15 protein-coding genes and 1 pseudogene are annotated in these 17,707 nt (G+C 57.9%); 8 read left to right on the forward strand and 8 right to left on the reverse strand.

The annotated features are described in order from the left end of the window. The first annotated feature begins 5 nt into the window (after positions 1 to 5). Positions 6 to 194, forward strand: a complete 189-nt coding sequence (locus KKQ10_RS04235) for a YgaP family membrane protein (protein ID WP_127646882.1) — start codon at positions 6 to 8, stop codon at positions 192 to 194. 59 nt (positions 195 to 253) lie between these two features. On the opposite strand, the gene arsA is transcribed toward KKQ10_RS04235, so the two are convergent. Together arsA and KKQ10_RS04245 are read right to left on the reverse strand one after the other, a co-directional pair. Further along, positions 254 to 2,014, reverse strand: coding sequence for an arsenical pump-driving ATPase (gene arsA, locus KKQ10_RS04240; protein ID WP_215500306.1), 1,761 nt, complete (start codon positions 2,012 to 2,014; stop codon positions 254 to 256). A gap of 123 nt (positions 2,015 to 2,137) precedes the next feature. Further along, positions 2,138 to 2,251, reverse strand: a pseudogene (locus KKQ10_RS04245) (oxidoreductase); the annotation flags it as partial. Between the two features lie 128 nt (positions 2,252 to 2,379). Between KKQ10_RS04245 and KKQ10_RS04250 the strand changes: the two are divergent. Further along, positions 2,380 to 3,927: a diguanylate cyclase gene (locus tag KKQ10_RS04250; RefSeq protein ID WP_215500307.1), complete on the forward strand. Its 1,548-nt coding sequence runs from the start codon at positions 2,380 to 2,382 to the stop codon at positions 3,925 to 3,927. A gap of 247 nt (positions 3,928 to 4,174) precedes the next feature. On the opposite strand, the gene KKQ10_RS04255 is transcribed toward KKQ10_RS04250, so the two are convergent. After that, positions 4,175 to 5,137, reverse strand: a complete 963-nt coding sequence (locus tag KKQ10_RS04255) for an AraC family transcriptional regulator (protein ID WP_215500308.1) — start codon at positions 5,135 to 5,137, stop codon at positions 4,175 to 4,177. Between the two features lie 67 nt (positions 5,138 to 5,204). On the opposite strand from KKQ10_RS04255, the gene KKQ10_RS04260 reads away from it, so the two are divergent. Together KKQ10_RS04260 and KKQ10_RS04265 are read left to right on the forward strand one after the other, a co-directional pair. Next, on the forward strand, positions 5,205 to 6,062 hold the full coding sequence (locus tag KKQ10_RS04260) for a sterol desaturase family protein (protein ID WP_215500309.1): 858 nt from the start codon (positions 5,205 to 5,207) through the stop codon (positions 6,060 to 6,062). Further along, positions 6,059 to 6,652, forward strand: a complete 594-nt coding sequence (locus KKQ10_RS04265; protein ID WP_215500310.1) for an NADPH-dependent FMN reductase — start codon at positions 6,059 to 6,061, stop codon at positions 6,650 to 6,652. Before KKQ10_RS04260 ends, KKQ10_RS04265 begins: the two co-directional genes overlap by 4 nt. Positions 6,653 to 6,741: 89 nt before the next feature. Here KKQ10_RS04265 and KKQ10_RS04270 read toward each other — a convergent pair whose 3' ends face one another. Further along, positions 6,742 to 8,868, reverse strand: coding sequence for a TonB-dependent siderophore receptor (locus tag KKQ10_RS04270; RefSeq protein WP_127646870.1), 2,127 nt, complete (start codon positions 8,866 to 8,868; stop codon positions 6,742 to 6,744). A 157-nt stretch (positions 8,869 to 9,025) separates the two neighbouring features. Beyond that, positions 9,026 to 9,247: a hypothetical protein gene (locus KKQ10_RS04275; protein ID WP_215500311.1), complete on the reverse strand. Its 222-nt coding sequence runs from the start codon at positions 9,245 to 9,247 to the stop codon at positions 9,026 to 9,028. Positions 9,248 to 9,629: 382 nt separating this feature from the next. Here KKQ10_RS04275 and gabP point away from each other — a divergent pair, with 382 nt between their 5' ends. Continuing rightward, positions 9,630 to 11,030, forward strand: a complete 1,401-nt coding sequence (gene gabP / locus KKQ10_RS04280) for a GABA permease (protein ID WP_215500312.1) — start codon at positions 9,630 to 9,632, stop codon at positions 11,028 to 11,030. Between the two features lie 140 nt (positions 11,031 to 11,170). Next, the gene (locus KKQ10_RS04285) at positions 11,171 to 12,517 is read left to right on the forward strand and encodes a HEAT repeat domain-containing protein (RefSeq protein ID WP_215500313.1); all 1,347 of its coding nucleotides are present in this window, start codon (positions 11,171 to 11,173) and stop codon (positions 12,515 to 12,517) included. A gap of 150 nt (positions 12,518 to 12,667) precedes the next feature. On the opposite strand, the gene KKQ10_RS04290 is transcribed toward KKQ10_RS04285, so the two are convergent. Continuing rightward, complete coding sequence (locus KKQ10_RS04290) at positions 12,668 to 13,381, reverse strand: DUF695 domain-containing protein (protein ID WP_252191453.1); 714 nt, start codon at positions 13,379 to 13,381, stop codon at positions 12,668 to 12,670. Positions 13,382 to 13,575: 194 nt separating this feature from the next. Between KKQ10_RS04290 and KKQ10_RS04295 the strand changes: the two genes are divergently transcribed. After that, the gene (locus KKQ10_RS04295; RefSeq protein ID WP_127646849.1) at positions 13,576 to 14,067 is read left to right on the forward strand and encodes a DUF2059 domain-containing protein; all 492 of its coding nucleotides are present in this window, start codon (positions 13,576 to 13,578) and stop codon (positions 14,065 to 14,067) included. Positions 14,068 to 14,198: 131 nt separating this feature from the next. Here the strand turns inward: KKQ10_RS04295 and KKQ10_RS04300 are convergent, their stop codons facing one another. Together KKQ10_RS04300 and KKQ10_RS04305 are read right to left on the reverse strand one after the other, a co-directional pair. Next, positions 14,199 to 15,395 carry an MFS transporter gene (locus KKQ10_RS04300; protein ID WP_127646847.1) on the reverse strand — a complete coding sequence of 399 codons (1,197 nt, stop codon included), beginning with the start codon at positions 15,393 to 15,395 and terminating at the stop codon, positions 14,199 to 14,201. An 88-nt stretch (positions 15,396 to 15,483) separates the two neighbouring features. Next, positions 15,484 to 16,533 carry an NAD(P)-dependent alcohol dehydrogenase gene (locus KKQ10_RS04305; protein WP_215500314.1) on the reverse strand — a complete coding sequence of 350 codons (1,050 nt, stop codon included), beginning with the start codon at positions 16,531 to 16,533 and terminating at the stop codon, positions 15,484 to 15,486. A 190-nt stretch (positions 16,534 to 16,723) separates the two neighbouring features. Here KKQ10_RS04305 and KKQ10_RS04310 point away from each other — a divergent pair, with 190 nt between their 5' ends. After that, the gene (locus tag KKQ10_RS04310; protein ID WP_215500315.1) at positions 16,724 to 17,656 is read left to right on the forward strand and encodes an AraC family transcriptional regulator; all 933 of its coding nucleotides are present in this window, start codon (positions 16,724 to 16,726) and stop codon (positions 17,654 to 17,656) included. The last annotated feature ends 51 nt before the right edge of the window (positions 17,657 to 17,707 follow it).

Consider the following 17,707-nt stretch of genomic DNA (forward strand, 5'->3'; position numbering starts at 1 on the left):
TTGCCATGAAAGCGAACATCGGAACCATTGACCGTAGCCTGCGCATTATCGCCGGTCTGCTTCTCATTGGCCTCAGTCTGTCCGGTGTGATCGGCGTGTGGGGTTGGATAGGTTTAGTGCCGCTGGCCACTGGCATCTTCCGTTTCTGCCCCGTCTATACAGTGCTAGGGATCAAAACCTGTAACCGTTGCTGAGCGACCACCATTGCACGCTTGCGGGTGCCTGAAGGTGCCCGTGGTGGGTGGCTGGCGCATCAATCCAGCAGGTGCTTTAGCGCAGCGACGCCAACAGGCGGCTCCGCGGCCCAGGGCACCAAAATGACAGCATGGCTGGTTTGCTCCGCGACTCGATTCATCTGTTTTTGCTCACTATCCAGACGCGCTCGCAGCAGCGGATCGGTGGTGTCTGTGGCCAATAGCGACTTATTGACCACCCAGGCAAACGGTTCGATGCTGGCTCTGCGCAAGTCATCCTGCAGCGCTGCGGCCTGAGACACGGGTGTGGCTTCGGGCAGCGTCACGAGAATGATTTTGGTGTAGTCCGCATCTTGCAGGCGCATCAATGGCGTGACGATATGGTCCGAGGCTTGGCCTTTGAATTCTCGAAGCATCTGACGGTGATAGGCGCCTGTGGCATCCATCAATAACAGCGAATGCCCTGTGGGAGCGGTGTCCAGCACCACGAACGAGGTTCTGGCTTGAGAAACCACGCGGGAGAAAGCGTGGAACACAGCGACCTCTTCGGTACAGGGCGAGCGCAGATCCTCGATAAGCAAGGCTATTTCATCTTCCGTCAGGGCCGAAGCGCGGGAAGCCACGATCTTGTCGACGTATTTTTGGGTTTCGACCTTCGGGTCGATGCGGCCGACGCTGAGCCCTTGAACATCGGCGTTGAGGGTCATCGTCAGATGCGCCGCAGGGTCCGTCGTGCTCAAATGCACGGACTTGCCGTGCTGCACCAGGCCAAGTGCGATGGCGGCGGCAATGGTGGTTTTGCCTACTCCCCCTTTGCCCATGACCATGATCAACCCGCGCTCGTCATTCGCAAGCTCGGCAACCAGTTCCGAGAGCGTGTGATGTTCCAAGGGTGAGCGTGCTTGTGGTGCAGTCGTTGTTGGCCTGGCAAGTTCCGGGGAAAGCAGACCGCGGAGCGCGGGCAAGCCAACGGAATCTATGGCCTTGAGCGAAATGTAGTCAGTTGAAAGCTGGCGCAGCGACGTGGGCATCTCGTCGAGCGCTTGCTGGCCGATCGCTTCGATGGCGGCTGCGATCGGGTCATTCAAGTCGCTGCGTTTGAACACAGCGTTCACCACTAAACGCTGATTTTCCAGACCCAGCTCACGGAGTTCATCGGAGGAACGCGCGGCCTCGCCCAGTGCGCCTTTGTCCGGTCGAGCCACTAGCACGACGGTGGTCAGGGCTGGATTGTTGAGCGCCGCCAACGCCTGATTGAAAAGTTGCTCCTGCATTTTCAACCCCGAGTGCGGCCCCAGGCATGACGCGCCGCGATCATTGCCTTCCAGAAATCCGCTCCACGCTTTGGGCAGGCTCAACAGCCTGAGCGTGTGCCCCGTGGGGGCGGTATCGAACACAACATGATCATAGGCCGCGCCGCCCTGTGACAGGAGGTGGGAGAACTCATCAAAAGTTGCGATTTCGGTCGTACATGCTCCCGAGAGTTGCTCACGCACCAGCGCAATATCTTGATCGCTGGCCTGGGGGCCCATTTGCTCGACCACCCGGGCCCGGTAGTCGATGGCAGCGGTCCCGGGGTCGATGTTGAGCACGAACATTCCAGGCACATTCGGCACCGCGACAGGCTGATTGCTCAGCTCGACATTGAGCATCTCATCAAGGTTCGAGGCCGCGTCTGTGCTAACCAGCAGCACCTTCTTGCCTGAATCAGCCAAGGCGATTGATACCGCTGTGGAAACCGACGTTTTGCCAACCCCGCCCTTGCCAGTGAAGAACATATATTGGGTGGGCTGAACGAGCAGTTTGAGGGTGGACTGCATGGCACGCTAGCCTCGCTGCGGAGCACAATTGAGGCTCAGAGTTTAGACCGATGTTCGGCACCTATCACTTTATCTTATGAATCAAGCGGAAAGTTTTAGCCCGCATTGCCAGACCGAGACAATGAATGCTCGTGCGCGCGTGGTGCCGGCGCTGGATCCGGACAGGATGATTGAACCACCCCGCCCCATCAGCGGCAGCGCTTTCTGGACCGTGAAAATCCGGCCCTTCACGTTAGTGCCCGAGACTTCATATAAAGCCCCTTGCGGTAACGCCTGATTTATAAAGATAACGACAAGCGTGCCGATACTCCAAAAGCACTCAAGGTCACTGCACACTGTTTTTGGCGATGAGCAAGGAACACAAAATGATGTCTACTCGTCAGAACGCACTCAAAGCATCAGACGTGGCTCTTTGCGGTCTGGTGTGCCTGGCTGGGGTGGCCGTCACGTTCTTGGTGCTGATCCTGTTCGTAAGGTCGGAGCAACGTACCGTTAACGTTGCGTTCCAACTGGAGGTCGACGAAAGATTCAGTCGCCTGCAACGACGCTTCAATACCCAGGTCTTGAAACTGGACGTTGTGAGGCGTTTCTTTATCAACGCTGACGATGTCACTGAAAAAGAGTTTCTGGGATTCGTTACGCCTCTGGTTGGAGAGGACGAAGCCTATAGCTGGGTATCAAGGATTCTCGAGAAGGATCTCCAAGCGTTCCGCGCCAAGGCGCTTCGCAACGGCACCAGCGATTTTTCATACCATGAAATCAATCCCGACACTGGCGAAAGAGTCCCCCTCACCCGCCGGCCCGAACACTGGATATTGCTCTACTTATTGAAGCGCGATGACGTAAAGATCATACCCGGCATGGATGTTCTGGCTCGCCCGGGTCGCCAGGCCTTGATGAGCAAGGCACGAGAAACACGTCAGATCGTTGTGTCGCAACCATTGAAAATGACCAATGGGCAGTCGGGAATTTTCTTTGTCGCACCTGTATTCCAGGAGCTCTCTGGGGTTCCATTGAGCGATGATAATTTGCAGGGGTTCGTTGTCTCCACCGTACGCCTGGCTTCTTTGATGGAACAAGGCATTCCATTGCCAAGTCTGCAACGACTGAACGTGACGCTTTCATTGATCGACACGCAGCATCAAGGGGAAAACATTTATCAGAGTTCGGCCCCTGCTGCCCCTTCAGCGCTGTACGCGCAGCGGCTGCTGAAAGTAGCCGACCAAAATTACTTGATCCGGTTCAGACCCAGCACAACCTTTCTGGTCGCCAACAGCTACACCCTGTCCATCAGCCTGATTATCGTGTTCGGTGCGGGATTGACGCTGCTGCTGACCCTGATGGTGTACTTGCTGATTACGCAGCGCGCCCGCGCGCTCTCGCTGGTTGATGAACGCACGCAAGACTTGCGCTTGTTGAACATTACCGATCACCTGACCGGAGTCTATAACCGCCGATACTTCGAAGAGTTGATGGAACGCCTGCTCATCGAGGCTAACGTGCAATACCGCCCTCTGTCGCTGATCATGTTTGACGTCGATCACTTCAAACAGATCAACGACCGCTGGGGCCATCAGTGCGGCGATAACGTTCTGAAGTCGTTGTGCGCACGGATACGTTCGGCAACACGCAAAACCGATCTACTGTGCAGAACCGGCGGAGAAGAGTTTGCATTGATCTGCCCCGACACCGAACTGAATAACACAAGACTGCTAGCCGAAAAGCTTCGAGCTCTGATAAGCACCCTGCCATTCGATGAAGTTGGACAGGTGACTTGTAGCTTCGGCGTTGCGACGTGGATTCCATCAGAATCGTTTGACGCCTTCATTCGACGTGCCGATACCGCGATGTACCGTGCAAAAGCAAGTGGTAGAGATCAAGTCCAACTTGCCGATATGGAGCAGATCGGCTAGCCGGATGTCACTGCGCAAACGCCAGGCTCGACAGCTTCGGATCATCCCATTGTCCGATACGCCTTCCTGGTAATGAGCGGCAGAAGACGAACCAAATCTACCCTTGGGGAAGCTCTCGTCGATGGCTTCAATGCGCTTTGATATCAGGTAAAGAACACGATATGCCACTGCTCCGGGAAATTACTGGCATGGGATGAGGTGATTTGTGAGGTAACGCTGTCGTTCCGAAAAATGCGGGCCCGCTACATTACTTCCTGTCACGCCATCGACTTCGGGCGTGGAGATACGCCGTCAAATCGCTGTAGCCTAGTTGAGCTGCAATCTCCGTTAACGACTCTCCTTGTAATTCAAGATGCAGTTCCAATTCTGCGCGAATCTGATCGAGCAATTGCCTGAAGGTTGTACCTTCCTCTTCCAGTCGTCTGCGTAAGGTCCTTGGCGTCTGGTGCAGCGCCTTCGCCAGAGGGTCCAGATTGGGCGTTTCACCTCTCGCTAGAGAGCGTCGCGCGCCTTCAGCGACCTTGGCTGACCAACCGCTGAAATTCCGATGCGCGGCGATCCGTCGATCCAGTTCCTGGGTCAATAACTCAAGCATCCCGTGATGATGAGTCTGCATCGGCAGGCTCAAGCTTCGAGCATCGAAATAGAAGCAGTTAATCGGGCAGTCAAACTCGACATGGCCCCCAAACCATTGGGTGTATTGCTTGTAATACGACGGACGTGAGTGAGTAAATCTTGCCAGGACCGGCTGCACCATCTGCCCTGTTCCCCGCCGCATCTGTGCGATGGACATTGCGCCGTAGTGCTCAATGACATAGCGCGCCAGCTCACTGGGCGCATCGACGCACAGCTCGATGCCGACGCCGTTTTCATCATTGAGCAGTCGCACCGTGTCCGTGTCTGACGCAAGCCGCGCGTAGCGGGCCCAAAGCTTCATGGAGGATAAAACGTCGGGGCTGTACAAGCACAGATAGGCCAGAACATGCCAGTCCTGAGGCGTGAATAGCGTGAACAGTTTCAACCCGATCGCCGGGTCGATGCGCGCCGCCTCGCGCCAAAGCTGATCCAGCTCGATCAGGCTGTAATCGCTGTTTTCTCTCAAGGCCTGGCTATCCAGGAAACGCTCCAGCACCTGGCCCAATTTGCCGCGGTGAAAGCGCTGGGGGAAACGATTGGCCTGTTCTCGCTCAATTTTGTCCGTTTCGCGCATTGGGATGGCTTACTCGTTGGCTTCTAATGAAATGGCATTGCCCGCAGGGGCCTGAATCGAGAGTGCCATGAATACAATAATGCTCGTCAACAATCCTTCCGTCATAGTGGCCGGGATATTTCTTGCCTTCATCTTGCTGGAACTCGCGTGTTCTTCGCTCCGACAGCCGTCGAGCGGGAAGCGCGATGTACTGATCGAAGTCATAGGCTCCGGGATCCTGGTTGCAATCACGTTCCCCAGTGTCATGTGGCTCAGTGGAAAAATCATGAGCCTGGCTGTTCCGGAAATGAAAGGCGCCCTGGCCACCATTCCCTGGGTCGCAGGGTTCGTGTTGTTTCTAGTACTGGATGACATGACTCAATACTGGTGGCATCGACTGACACATCGGGTCCCGGCACTTTATGCGCTGCACCGCGCTCACCACTCCGCGCCGTACATGAGTGTCCGCATCGTTTATCGAAACAACAGCTTCTACTACATGCTGATGCCCAGCATCTGGCTGTCCGGCATACTGATCTATCTAGGGCTTGCGCATATTTACTATGTTTATCTGATCCTGAAGATGATCGTCATCTTCGCAGCGCACAGCAGCGTTGCGTGGGATGACAAACTGTATGGCATCCGTGTGTTGCGTCCTGTTGTCTGGGTTCTGGAGCGAACGATCTCCACCCCCTCCACTCATTCAGCCCATCACGGCTTGACTGCCGAGGATGGTGTCACGCATTACAAGGGCAACTTCGGCAACCTGTTGTTCTTCTGGGACATCCTGTTCGGAACGGCCAAAATTACCCGCCGGCGCCCGCCCTTATACGGTATCGAACACTTGTCGCCGATCAGCTGGAAAGAAGAGTTGTTCTGGCCCATCGTGCGTTCACGCCGCGTCGCCCCCAAAGCACACAACGCTAAACAGAAGGTGGCGCAATGAGCCGTCATATCGTTCTGCTGTCTGGATCGAATAGAGCAAACAGCCAATCACTCAAAGTCGCTAAATATTTGCGCGACCGATTAGAGCTACTTGGTCTTTGTGATTCAGGCGAACTGCTGAACCTGGCTTCTAGTCGGCTACCGCTGTGGCCAGAAGAAGACATTGATGGAATCTGGAGTGTCCAGCAATCCATCCTCAAAAAAGCAACCGCACTGATCGTGATCAGCCCGGAGTGGAATGGCATGGCTTGCCCGGCGCTGAAAAATTTCTTTTTATACGCGGGACTCGGCGAACTTGGACACAAGCCAGCGCTCCTGGTGGGGGTTTCGGCTGGGCTCGGGGGAGCCTATCCAATGACTGAATTGCGTGCTTCAAGCTACAAAAACAGCCGGATCCTGTATTTGCCTGAACAACTCATCATAAGAAATGTTGAATCGATGTTGAATGGCGAAATTCCCTCAGACGAAAATGATATTCGCATCCGCACACGTACCGACTGGGCTTTGCATTTACTTTGTCAGTACGATGATGCCTTGCGCACGATACGACCTTCAATCAAACACCCACCTGAGTTTTCTACGGGGATGTAAAACCGTCGCTGTTACGGAGTAACTATGAGACAGCCCCGAATACTCAGGGCTGTCTCATTTCTGGCGCGTGAGATTTGCCTTCCTCCCTTTTACAAGGTGTAGGAAACACCCACTTGCACGGTTCGCGGCGCCCCCGGGTAGGCGTAAACGTTGCCGAATGCACCTTCTTCATAATCACGATCAAACAGGTTTTTCACGTCAAGGTTGAGCCGCACCTTGTCATTGATCTTGTAAAAGCTGAGCAAGTCGACAACGGTGTAGCTGCCCATCGAGAACGCGGTGTTGGCGGTTTGTCCGGCGCGCTCGTCGACGTACTTGAGGCCGGTACCCAGACCCAATCCCTTGAGGGTGCCGTCCTGGAACTCATACATATTCAGCAAGCTGAAGCTGTTTTTCGGGATGTTCAGTAGCCGCGTGCCAGAGCGCAGCACGTTGTCCTTGGTCACTTCGGCATCGACATAGGCGTAGCCGCCAATCACGCGCCATTCGGGCGTGAGGTTGCCGGCAACGTTGACGTCGAAACCACGGCTGCGTACCTCACCGGCCGCAACGCTGAAGGTCGAATCAACAGGGTCGGTGGTCAACACGTTACGCTTTTCGATCTGATAGACCGCCGCATCAACACTCAACTGCTGATCCAGTGCTTCCCACTTGATACCCATTTCGTAAGACTTGCCCTTCTCCGGCGCAAATCCACCACCCTGGCGACTTGCCCCGGTGTTCGGCTTGAAGGAGCGCGCGGTGTCGGCATAGACCGCCAATGTCTCGGTCAGGTCGTAGGTCACGCCGATGCGTGGGGTCACCGCGTTGTCACTCGCCTGCCAGCTCTTGGCGCCGGGCACATAGGTGTCGTAATCATGTTCGAAGCGTTCGAAACGCGCCCCGGCCAGCACCTTCAGTTTGTCGGTCAGTGCCACCTGATCCTGCACGAACGCGGCATAAGTCTTGAGGTTTTCCTTGTCATGAGTCGGCGTGCGGGTGAGTGCCGGGCGCGGCTGGCCGTACACCGGATCGAAGATGTCGATCGGGTACGCGCCGACAGCACCGCTGGAGCGTTGAATGATCGACTTGTAGTCGTAATCCTCATACTCGATGCCGGTGAGCAACGTGTGCTGTAAACCAGCGGTATCGAAATGGCCGGTCAGATTGAGCTGGGTATCCTTGTCGGTCCACTCCAGCTTGCGATAGTTGAAGTTGCGCCCCAGGGTGCGACCGTCAGCGGCAATACCGTTGGCCTCGATTGCGTTGCCCTTGAGCGAACCATCAAGCCACTGGAAGCCGCCCCCCAGCGTCCAGTCGTCGTTGAGCATGTGCTCGAAACGCAGTTGCGCCATGTTGTTGTCGTTATGCAGTTTGCCCGCGTCTTTCTCGCCGAAAAAACTGTCGCGCGAGGCGGTACCTGTCTGCTTCGCATAACGTGTCACGCCTCGATCCAGAGGCGCGTTGTTACGCATGAAATCGCCTTCGAAAATCAGCTTGGTCGCGTCGGTTGCCTGCCAGGTGAGCACCGGCGCGATGCCGTAGCGCTCGGTTTCGACGTGATCGCGGAAGGTGTCGCCGCCCTCGCCCACCACGTTCAGTCGATAGGCCAGGCGCCCTTCTTCGTCGAGCGGACCGGAAGCGTCCAGGGTGCCACGCTTCATGCCCTGATCATTGAGTTGGCTGCCCAAGGTGACGGTGCGCTCGGGCAACGGCTGTTTGGAAACCACGTTGAACGTGCCGCCAGGATCACCCCGACCATAGAGCATGGTGGCCGGGCCGCGCAGCACTTCGAGGCGCTCAATCGTGTTGGCATCCGGCATGTTCGGATAGCCGCGGTTGATCGGAAAACCATTGCGATAAAACTCGCCAGTGGTGAATCCGCGAACGGTAAACGTGGTCAGGCCCTGGCCACCAAAATTGTTCGCCCGCCCCACGCCCCCGGCGTAGTCCAGCGCGTCCTGCAAACGGGTGGCGCCCAGATCCTCGACTGCATCCTTCGAGACCACACTGATCGATTGCGGGGTTTCGTGGATCGACGTATCGGTGCGTGTGGCGCTGGCCGAGCGCGTCGCCCGATAACCCTGGACCGGGCCGTCCGCCCTTTCGTAATTCGCAGTACCGATAACATCGGTGGCGTCCAGCTCGAGGGTTGAGGGTGATCCCCCCGTTTGTTCAGCCCATGAGGCAGGCGACAATGCTTGCAGCACACAAATGGAAAGCAGGGTTCGACGCATGGAGGGAGAAACCTTTACGAATAGGCCAATGCAGGGAGTGAAACCGCCAAAAAAACTCCCGCGCATGCTATACAAAACCATTCGCAATTAATACAAGATCCCATTAACGCCTTATGCCGCTCCTTGGTACCGACGATCGCGATCGTCCGCAAAGTTTCTATGTTCCGCCCGAAAGCCCCTCAATGGCCTGGGCGAACCTCGCGCCGGCCTTGCGCACTAGCTGACGCCATTCAGTTGCTGTAATCAGCCCTTCCTGCTCCATCGTATCGGCCATTTTCAGCAGCTCGTCATATTGATCCTCGATGTCCATACGGATCTCTGGCTCTTCAAGTAATTTTCGCCAGGCGGCCAACGCCTGCTCCTTCCGACCGTCGTTCATGGTCATGCCCCCCGGTGACTTGTTAGTCGGTAGAGGGCTGCGGTTCTGGAGTGTTCAGTGGCGGCGACTGACGGCGCGACAGATGGTTTCGCAGGTCATCAATGAAGTTGCCGTTGCAGGTGACCGGCCGGTTTCCACCTTGAACGCATGGTCCAGGCGTGTCGATATCAGGCACGGTTGTGGCGCAATCAGGCTACTGAGGCGTCGGACAGGCCGGGTAAGGTGACGGTGTTTTACGTCAAAATAACCACATCATGATGATGCGGTTGATAAGAACTGCGGCGGTTGAAGGGGACTTCTTTCGGGGATCTCGATCGGCAACGAGGGTGATCGATTGCCCCGTCAACTCGCTTAAATGTCGACCAGCAGAGAATAAAAACCAATGATCAGCCCGAACTCCATGGATTCGAGTAGCCAATTGGCGCAGGGCTTCAAGCCTCGTCACGTAACAATGCTGTCCATCGCCGGCATTATCGGCGCCGGTTTGTTCGTAGGCTCAGGACATGCCATTGCGGCGGCAGGGCCGGCGGTGCTTCTGGCTTATCTGTTCTCGGGTTTGCTCGTGGTTCTGGTCATGCGCATGCTCGGCGAAATGGCGGTCGCCAATCCCGACACAGGCTCGTTCTCCACCTACGCCGATCAGGCCATCGGGCGCTGGGCTGGCTTTACCATCGGCTGGCTTTACTGGTGGTTCTGGGTTTTGGTGATTCCCATCGAAGCGCTGGCGGCCGGCCATGTACTGAACCAATGGTTTGTGCAGGTCGATGCCTGGCTGTTCGCATTGGGATCGATCATCGCGCTGGTGGTGACCAACCTGTTCAGCGTGTCCAAATATGGTGAATTCGAATTCTGGTTCGCCATGGCCAAGGTCGTGGCGATCATCGGGTTCATCGCCGTGGGGTTTGCCGTGTTGATGGGCTGGGTGCCCGACCGCGAAGTCAGCGGTTTGAGCGGCCTGATGGCCGAGCACGGCGGATTTGCACCCAATGGCCTGTCAGCGGTCGTCGGCGCCTTCATCACCATCATGTTCAGCTTCATCGGTACTGAAGCGGTCACCATCGCCGCCGCCGAATCCAGCAACCCGGCGCAGAACATTGCCAAGGCCACACGCTCGGTGATCTGGCGTATCGGCGTGTTTTACCTGCTTTCGATCTTCGTGGTCATCTCCGTGGTGCCCTGGAACGATCCGTTGCTGGCTTCGGTAGGGTCTTATCAGCGCGCTCTGGAAATCATGAACATTCCCCATGCCAAGTTCATGGTCGATGTCGTGGTATTGATCGCCGTGGCCAGTTGCATGAACTCCTCGATCTACATTGCCTCGCGCATGTTGTATTCGCTGGGCCGTCGCGGCGATGCACCGAAGGCACTGAAGGCGACTTCTGCAGAAGGCGTTCCACGTGCAGCCGTCATTGCCAGCACTGTGCTCGGCGCGTCGATCACCGTTTGGAGCTACTTCATGCCTGCCGGGTTGTTCGAGTTCCTGCTGGCCAGCTCCGGGGCGATTGCCTTGCTGGTGTACCTGGCGATTGCGGTATCGCAGTTGCGCATGCGTCGGATATTACGTCGACGCAATGTCGAACTGACCTTTCGCATGTGGCTGTTTCCATGGCTGACGTGGCTGGTGATCGGGTTCATCTGCGCAGCGCTGGCGGTCATGATGATCACCCCGGAGCACCGCACCGAAGTCACCACAACCATTGGCCTGGCACTGGCGATTTCCTTTATCGGCCTGATGACGTCGCGTCACCCGGTGCCGGCGGCAGGGGCAACGTCGGCGGGATAGATGTTTGCGCGTCGAAGCCACCCATTCAGAGGGCACAAAGGCCGGGCAGCAAGGATTTTTTTGCCCACGGGAGCAAGTCGCGTAGGCTGGCGCTTTTGCGCAAACAATTTGCCCCCGCAAGGACGCACAGGACGGCCCCAATGAACACGACACAAGACTGGCTGGCCCGCTTGGTACGCAAGCAAGGCCAGCCTTGCACTTATGAAGATTATCGGCGCAATGAGGCGCTGGAGATACTCAGCCGCCTCGGCAACACCGGGACTTGGGCAGACGTGAGCAATGACTCGAACGGCTTCGTTCGAGAAGTTGCGGTGCGAGAACTGTGCAGGCAGCCGTCGCCCGAAGCACTGACGGTGTTGATCGAACGCCTGAACGATTGGGTACCTCAGGTTCGCGATTTGGCAGCGGCGGGCCTGAAGCACTACTTGTCGCCTGCTCATACCCACGCATGGCTGTTCGCACTTGAACCCCTGATGGCATTGGCTGCACAACGCCGTGTCGACCACGGTCAGACACTGTCGACGGTACGTGCGATGCTGCAATCGGTGGATTGCCGGGATGAAGTCTACGCCGACTTTTTGAATCGCCAGGGCAAAACCGCGCGCTACCTGTTTACGCTTTTGCTGGAAAACCCCGAGGCTCCCGAAACGCTGATACGCAGCGCTCTGGCTCATCGCGAATCGACCGTCCGGTTGATGGCGGTGTCGGCAAGTCTGACGTTGCCGAAGGCGCAAAGTCTGCCACTGCTGCTTGAAGCCATGTCACGCCCGGGTGCCAGGATCCGCGTGCGCGTGCTGTATGCGCTGCTACCGCTCCTGTCCGATCCGAAACCTGTACTGCGCGAAGCCTTATTGGATGTGTCGCCGGCAGTGCGCAATCTGGCACTTTGGGCTGCGCCTCGTAACGGCGTTGATCCGCATACCGTTCTGGCAGAGCGCTTGAGCCAGCCTCTGCCCACGGCAAAACAGCACTGGCTGGGCGTGATCGGCCTGACCGCTGAGCTGGCTGCAGAGTTGCCCGAGCGCTGGCACACACCAGCATTACGCTCGGCCTGTGTCACCGTGCGCCAGGCAGCAGCGCGCCTGCTTCGCGATGATCAACTGCCGGAATTGTTCGAGGCACTCGATGATCCGTCGGATAAAGTGTTTTCGGCGGTGATTGCGCAACTGGACAAAGTATCGTGGCCTTTATTGCGTAGCGCATTGACGGCCAAACTCGATGGAGACTGGCATGAACTCACGCTGATGCGCCGCCGTGCCATTTTTCGACTGCTCCCGACATGGCAGCAACTGGGCTACTTATTGGCGCGCCTCGACACGGGGCACGCCGGACAAACCTACTGGCTCGGCCAGATCGAATCGTGGTGCGACAGACAATATCTCGTCGTTGATCCTATAACGCCCAAGACAGAGCGCGAAGCATTGCGGGAAAAACTTCGAGCGTTAACGGCAAAGGGGCTGATCCGCTCGGGAACGCGCTTGTCATGACGCGCCTCAACAAACTCCTGTTGATCCTCTTCAACTGATCCGCCGCATCGAAGCTCGAACGCACGCCTCTGGCTCAGACGCGCCGGGTTCGCGGGCCTGGAAACAGGCGACGACGCCGTTTCAGATGCTTCTATTACTCTGCGGATCAGATCACTCCACGCACTGTTTGGGCGTGATGCGGATCGCTTGATTCACCCTGTCGCCACCTGATTCCTCTGCACTCAAGGCAGGCTCTTTGCGGCTGGTCAATTCGACAGGATAAGGTCCGGTCGGGGCCAAGACGGTGTGTATTTGGGTGATAAATACAGCATCGTTCCGGGCGTAGAAGATCCACTCCCGTTGATGTACACCGGTCACCGTACACACCCACTTCGCCAATCCGTTATCCGTCGCGGCTGATCGAATCAGGCTTTCCATTTCAGCCATTCGCGCACGATCCCGAGACTTCAGCATCGCGGTGGTCGGGGCATGTTTCCAGGTGACTCTGACTTTGAACGGCAGCGCCTGCCTTTCGCGCGCGGATATCGAATCAGCAATGCGAAAAGTCGCGGGGATGGGCGAGTCTGGAAAGTCGGATAATTGAAAGGAGTTTTCGTCGGGCTCGGCAAGTTGCAGTTGCCGGTGATCGGCGGGGTCATCGCTGAGAAGGACACGGAGTGCTTGCGCTTTGCGCTCTTCCCGATCAGCCACACAACTATCGTAGGCCGTGCTTTTGACCGGGCCGGCGTCCAGGCACGGGTCGCGCTCTACTGGCGGGGGTTTATGGGAGCACCCGGCGGTGATCACGGCTGCCAATGTCAATAACAGAGCGAATGGCCCTGCGGCCATTGGTTTCTTTGCAGCGTTGGTTTGGGCGTGCTTCAAGTTACCTTCCCTGGAAAGTGTGGCGAAGTGAGGACAGGATTTGCTGTTTAGCGGGGCGATATTACTATGCTATCGCTCTTGTGTTCGCGATGTTAAGTTGCGGCCGACGGATCGATAAGTTGCTGAACGTTCGTCAGGACTCATCTGATCGCCACCCATCAAGGCTTCTCCATACCCTTTAAGGAAAAAGGCTCATGTCCATGAGAAAACTGACGCTTGCCATATTGCTGTCAGTAACGCTAAGCGCCTGTGGCGCCGGCAAAGACAAGGCCCGTGAGTTGATCGAGGCCAGCCCAGCCAACGATAAGTTCCAGGCTATCGTCGACATGGCAGTGCAACACTACTCGCCGCGTTTCGAAGATGTAATGGATCAGGACATTTACGATGTCGTGATGGCAAAAATCGATCTGAACGAATTGAAAAGCATGGCGGTTGACCTCTATGCCGCACATTTCAGTGATGAAGAAATGGACGTGATGATGCGCGCCAACAGGAATCCTGAAAAAGCCGAGAGCATTCTGAGCAGTTCCAGCGAAGGCCAGGCGCTGCTCGACAAGGTGCTGGAGGTTCAGGAAATCTCCGATCAACAGACACACGACAAGTTGCTGGCCTGGGACAGTGTCATTGTCGATACGCTCACTAAAATGAACGATGACGCGAGACGCCAGGGGATGTCGACTCAGTGATCATCAAGGCATGGAGCGAGCTACGCTAAATGCGACCCACCGTAGCCGTTTCGTTGAGCCTCTGCGCCACCGCAATCACCGATGCATCTCGATAGTAGCCGGCGCTTCGAAAGCCGCGTCTGCCGATCTCGTCAGGCTGTCGCGCTCGTCTCGCCAAGATGAACTTCAGTGGCTTTGCGCCCCGCCAGCCAGGCAAGCACAGACGCGGCAACCAGGACAGCAGCACTCAGCTCAAATGTGGCTTTATAACCGCTCAGGTCAAATGCCAGCCCCCCAACGATGGCCCCTGCCGCGATCGCCAGTTGGACAATGGCCACGAGCAAGCCGCCACCCGCCTCCGCATCATCGGGAAGCGTTTGCGCCAGCCAGGTCCACCAGCCGACCGGCGCGGCGGTGGCAACCAGTCCCCAGAGTCCGAGCAACACGGCGGTCAGCGCTGGTGATTTGCCGAAGCTGACCAACGCCAGCGCGATGGCCGCCATGATCAACGGGATGACAGTCAACGTGCGGTAGAGGCCGCGGCCCATAAACCGTTCGATCAAAAAGGTGCCGATAAAACCGGCCAGGCCCAGCCCCAGCAGCATGAACGACAAGGTTGAGACACTGACGCCAGTCACGCCTTCGAGAAATGGCCGCAGGTAGGTGAACAGCATGAACTGGCCCATGAAAAAGACGCTGACGGCGACCATGCCCAAGGCCACTGGCAACTGCTTCATCAGCCGCAGAACGTTGCCGCTACCGGCCTGGCGCTCGGCCTTGAAAGACGGAAGGCTTATCAGCAGCCACACGGCCGCCAGCGCTGCGACAGGAACCACACAGAAGAATGCACCGCGCCAGCCAATCAGCGAGCCAAGGAAGCTGCCCGCCGGCGCGGCGATGACCGTCGCCAGAGCGTTACCGCCATTGACGATGGCCAGCGCACGGGAAACCTGCTCGGGCTGCACCAGACGCATGGCGGTCGCCGCCGAGAGTGACCAGAAACCGCCAATCGCGATCCCGATCAAGGCACGCCCGAACATGAATGAAGGGTAGCCCGGGGCGAACGCGACGATCGTACCGGAGACGATCATCAGCAAGGTCAGGCCCAGCAGCAACGTCTTGCGTTCGATGCGAGCGGCGACCGAGGCAATCAGCAGGCTGGTGATCAAGGCGAAGGCACCGGACACGGAGATCCCCTGCCCGGCCTGGCCTTCGGTGATGTGCAGGTCTGCCGCAATCGGCGTCAGCAGGCTGACGGGCATGAATTCTGAAGCGACCAGGGCGAATGCGGCCAACGACATGGCCAGCACGGCGCTCCAGCCGCGTTTTTCTGTAGAAAGAGAAGTCATTGGAACTACCTGTGGGGCAGAGGCGTGTTGGCTTTGCTTGCGGACAAAAGAGGAACGCGTCCGGACGATTGCCCGGACGCGTGATTTTTCACGGTGCCAAGGTCGCGTTGTCGATCACGAAACGGTATTTGACGTCACCCTTGAGCATGCGCTCGTACGCCTCATTGATCTGCTCGGCGCGTATCAGCTCGATGTCCGAAACGATGCCGTGCTCGGCGCAGAAATCGAGCATCTCCTGGGTCTCGGGGATGCCGCCGATCATCGATCCAGCCAGGGTGCGCCGCTTCATGATCAGGTTGAACACGTTGGGCGATGGATGCGGCGAGGCCGGCGCGCCCACCAGGGTCATCACGCCGTCGCGCTTGAGCAGAACCAGCAGTGCGTCCAGGTCATGCGGGGCGGCGACGGTGTTGATGATCAGGTCGAAGCTTTTCAGGTGCGCGGCCATTTGCTGCGCATCGCTTGAGACGACCACTTCATCGGCACCCAGGCTTTTCGCGGCTTCACGCTTGGATTCAGAGGTGGTGAACGCCACCACCTGCGCGCCCAGCGCATGGGCCAGTTTGATGCCCATGTGACCCAGGCCACCGATGCCCACCACGCCGACTTTCTTGCCGGGGCCGGCGTTCCAGTGGCGCAGCGGCGACCAGGTGGTGATGCCCGCGCACAGCAGCGGCGCCACGGCAGCCAGTTGTGCCTCGGGGTGGCGAATGCGCAAAGCGTAGCGCTGATGCACGACGATCGCCTGCGAGTAACCACCGAGAGTCCAGCCGGGTGCGTCCGGGGTCGGAAAGTTGTAGGTGCCGATCATGCCGTCGCAGTAGTTCTCGAGGCCCTCGGCACACTCTTGGCAATGCTTGCAGCTGTCGACGATGCAGCCCACTCCGACCAGATCGCCCGGGGCGAACCCGGTGACTTTCTGGCCGACAGCGGTGACCCGACCGACGATCTCGTGACCGGGCACACAAGGGTATTGCGTCCCTTCCCATTCGGCGCGTACCTGGTGCAGGTCCGAGTGGCAGATACCGCAGTAGGCAATCTCGATCTGCACATCTTCCGGGCCGGGATCACGGCGAGTGATACGCAGGGGTTCAAGCGGTTTGTCGCCCGCATGGGCACCATAAGCGAAGACTTGCATAGGGGCTCTCTCCTTTAAGGGCTTTCCTGTAAGGACTTTCCTGTAACAGTTCGACACATTCTCCCGGTCGATCAGCCTCTGCCCTAGCGCATTCCTCTTGAATGCTTGCCTGATCCTCTGAGGATGCAGGGTGATGGATAGGAAACACCTCGGTAGCAGACTAGAGTTCGATCAACAGGAGTGACCTGACATGATCGATACCCCCCTGCGCCATGAATCACCTTTGGCGTTGAACATAGACCCGCGCGTGAGCGCACCGGGTGACTTCGCCACCGCCATACCCGGGTTGGCGCTGTTTCGTCGCGACCAGCCGGCGCCGCCCGTGGTGTGCATGATCGAGCCGAGCCTGATTCTGGTGGGTCGTGGCGAAAAGCGTTTGTGGGTCGGTGGTGAGGGTTACAGCTACGACCCTTCACGGTTTCTGGTCACGTCGCTGGACCTGCCCGCCAACTCCGAAGTGATGCTTGCCAGCCCCGACCAGCCCTGTGTCGGGCTGGTGCTGAAACTGGATGTCGGCATGCTCGCCGAGATCCTCAGCAAGGGGGGCTTGCCTGCGAAACGGCAGCCATCCATGAGCACAGGCGCGGGCATCGGCAACATGTCGTCCGCCCTGGAAGAAGCGCTCGATCGCCTGCTGGCGTTGCTCGATGAGCCTGAAGCAATCCCGGTGCTGGCGCCGCTGATCCTGCGGGAAATCCACTATCGGCTGCTCAATACCGATCAGGGCGCGCGGCTGCGACAGATCACTGCCGTCGATGGTCAGGGGTATCGCATCGCCAAAGCCATCGACTGGCTCAAGGTCAATTACACCGAGGCGTTGCGTATCGATGAGCTGGCGGCGCGGGTGCAGATGAGCACGCCGACCTTTCACCATCATTTCCGCCAGCTCACCGGCATGAGCCCGCTGCAATACCAGAAGTGGCTGCGGCTCAACGAGGCCCGCCGGCTGATGCTGACCGAGCACCTGGACGTTTCGCGGGCGGCGTTTGCGGTCGGGTATGAAAGCCCTTCGCAGTTCAGCCGCGAATATGGCCGCCTGTTCGGCACCGCGCCCAGCCGTGACCTTGCGCTGCTGCGCGGGCAGCCACTCGAGGCAGAAGCGCTCGGCAACGCGGCCAGTTGAGCGAAAGACACGCTTTACCGTGATGCGCCTCGCCGCGTGTCACTGCTGATA

The organism is Pseudomonas sp. MG-9 (assembly GCF_018729515.1).
Classification (GTDB): domain Bacteria; phylum Pseudomonadota; class Gammaproteobacteria; order Pseudomonadales; family Pseudomonadaceae; genus Aquipseudomonas; species Aquipseudomonas serboccidentalis.